Below are 2,739 nucleotides of genomic sequence, written 5' to 3'. Positions count from 1 at the left end.
GCGGGGTACATGTTGGTCGCGATGGGAATGCGCACCGCGGACCGTACCGCCGCATTCCCTTCGAGACCCCATGAGGGATCTTCGAAATACTCGATTCCGAGTGGCTCGAGACGCTGACCGACCCGTGTCGCGGTCTGCACGGACCAGACGCCGTTTGGATCGATTCGGAGGCCAAACCGATCGCCGAGCCTTTCCCGGCAGAGCTCTAGAACCCTGGCCTCCTCGAAGGGATCGAGGACACCGGCCTTGAGCTTCATCGACGTGATGCCAAGTGTTTCCCGCAACTCCTCGCAATAATCGGCAAGGTCTTCAGCGCGACTGTCATCCCCACCGCCCGGCCGGTCATAGCGCCAGAACAAATAGCCTATCATCGGAATCCGGTCGCGGACGCGTCCCCCCAAGAGATCGGACACGGGACGACCGAGCGCTTTTCCCTGAATGTCCAGGCACGCCATTTCAATCGCCGCATAGAGGCGCGCATTGGACATGTAATAGACCGAACGCAGCGTCGCGAGCTTGATCGTCTCAAGATGGAATGGATCGATGCCGACGACGCGCGACTTCAGTTTCATCAACGCACCGCGCTGGTCACCACCGCCCACCTCCCCTAGGCCGATCAGGCCGTCATCGGTGACGAGCTCCAAGATCGTGCGCAAGAAATATCCAGGATGAACTCCTGTGTTATGGCGCAGCATGCACGTGAGGGGGATCGCGACACAGCGCACTTTCATATCGACGATCTTCATGGACGTCTCATTCCTTGCTCAGGTGTTCATCGCGCTTGAGCGCACTCAAATGTCGTCTCGGATACAGGCCTTCGCATGCCCGAGCGCAACGGGTCGAAGATCGGGGATCGATTGCGCGCATGCTGGAAGGGCGTAGGGGCACCGGGTCCGGAAGACGCAGCCGGACGGCGGATTGATGGGGCTCGGAATCTCACCCGACAAGGCGATGCGCCGGTCGCCAAGACGCCGCCGCTCTCCGGCAACGCCGGACAGCAATGCCCTGCTGTAGGGATGGCGGGAATCCGTGAAGAGCTGATCGGACGACGCAATCTCCATCACACGTCCAAGATAAAGCACCGCGATGCGATCGCTGATGTGCTGGACGACGGATAGATCGTGGGCAATGAAAATGAGCGTAAGACCAAGATGCTCTCTGAGGTCCTCGAACAGGTTGATCACCTGCGCCTGAACGGAGACGTCGAGGGCGGAGACCGCCTCGTCTGCCACAATCAGGCTCGGCTCCGCCGACAGTGCGCGGGCGATGCCAATGCGCTGACGCTGACCGCCTGAAAACTCATGAGGATACCGACCGGCTGCCGATGCAGGAAGGTTGACGAGCTCCAGAAGCTCACGCACGCGACGCCGTCGGCTCTCACCATCCTTCGCGAGATCATGGATGATCAATCCTTCGGCAACGATGTCCTCAACCGTCTGCCGCGGGTTCAGAGACGAGAACGGATCCTGGAAGACCATTTGAATTCGTCGCCGCACATCGTTTCGCTTCTGCGCAAGTCCCTCCTTGAGGTCCGCTCCTTCGAATAGAATCGTGCCCGACGTGGGCGGAGACAAGCCGACGATGGCACGACCTATCGTGCTCTTGCCGGATCCGGACTCGCCGACAAGACCGAGAACTTCGTTTCGCTCGACATCAAAAGAGACGCCATCGACGGCTTTGATAGAGCCCTTGGATCCCCCAAATATTCGCCTTCCACCCAGAGGAAAGTGCTTGCGAAGCTGCTGAACTTGCAGAAGAGGCGCGTTCATGCTGCGCTCTCCGCGTGAGTCAGATCACTCCGAGCGATGTCCCGCCACCGGACGCACCGCACTGCCCGGGTGGCGTCTGCTGTGAGGGTGGGATGAGAAACATCACAGATGCCGGGCTCAAACGCAAAGCAGCGCGGATGGAATATACATCCCTGCGGCAAGGCACGCGGCTCGGGAACCTGTCCCGGCAATACGCGTAGTCGGTGCGGACGCTCGCTCTTGAGTGCAGGCATTGGCCGCGCGGCAAGAAGGCCGCGCGTGTAGGGGTGCCGTGGATTGTCGATGATGTCGGCGGTCGTTCCCATTTCTACGATCTCGCCGCCATACATCACAGCGACCCGGTCTGCGATATCCGCGACGACACCGAGATCGTGCGTGATGAAGAGAACAGCCATGCGAAGTTCTCGTTGCAGTCGTGCGAGGAGATCGAGGATCTGGGCCTGGATCGTGACGTCGAGCGCCGTGGTCGGCTCGTCGGCGATCAGCAGACGCGGATTGCACGCCAGCGCCAGCGCAATCATGATGCGTTGCCGCATCCCTCCCGACATTTCGTGCGGATAGTTATCGAGCCGGCGGCGCGGCTCGGGAATGCCGACGAGGTCGAGCATCTCGGCCGCGCGGTCGAGAGCGGCCTTTCGACCAAGATGCATATGAAACCGAACAGCCTCGGCGATCTGCTCCCCAACGGTGTAGAGCGGATTCAAGGACGTCATCGGTTCTTGAAAGATCATCGCCATATCGCAGCCGCGCAGAGCACGTTGCGCCTCACGGTCGGCGGTGGCGAGATCGATGGGTACTTCATCGCCCCGCCAGAGAACCGACCCGGACAGGATCCTGCCACTTCCTGCCGGGAGCAATCCCATTACTGCGAGGCTGGTGACCGATTTTCCGGAGCCCGACTCACCGACGATCGCCAAAGTTTCCCCCGGTGCGATGGCAAAGGACACGTCCCTGACCACTGGAATCATGT

The 2,739-nt window shown here is 60.6% G+C and carries 3 protein-coding genes; all 3 read right to left on the bottom strand.

The genetic code is table 11. The annotated features are described in order from the left end of the window. The coding region (locus AC1DT3_RS17325) for an enolase C-terminal domain-like protein (RefSeq protein ID WP_477466478.1) at positions 1 to 746 on the bottom strand (746 nt) is incomplete at its 3' end. Positions 747 to 791: 45 nt separating this feature from the next. Beyond that, the gene (locus AC1DT3_RS17320) at positions 792 to 1,769 is read right to left on the bottom strand and encodes an ABC transporter ATP-binding protein (protein WP_477466477.1); all 978 of its coding nucleotides are present in this window, start codon (positions 1,767 to 1,769) and stop codon (positions 792 to 794) included. Beyond that, a partial coding sequence (locus AC1DT3_RS17315; protein WP_477466476.1) for an ABC transporter ATP-binding protein occupies positions 1,766 to 2,739 on the bottom strand: 974 nt, incomplete at its 5' end. The genes AC1DT3_RS17320 and AC1DT3_RS17315, both read right to left, overlap by 4 nt.

The organism is Microvirga sp. P4_G7, from assembly GCF_056401005.1.
This window is presented reverse-complemented; position numbering and strand designations above follow the sequence as displayed.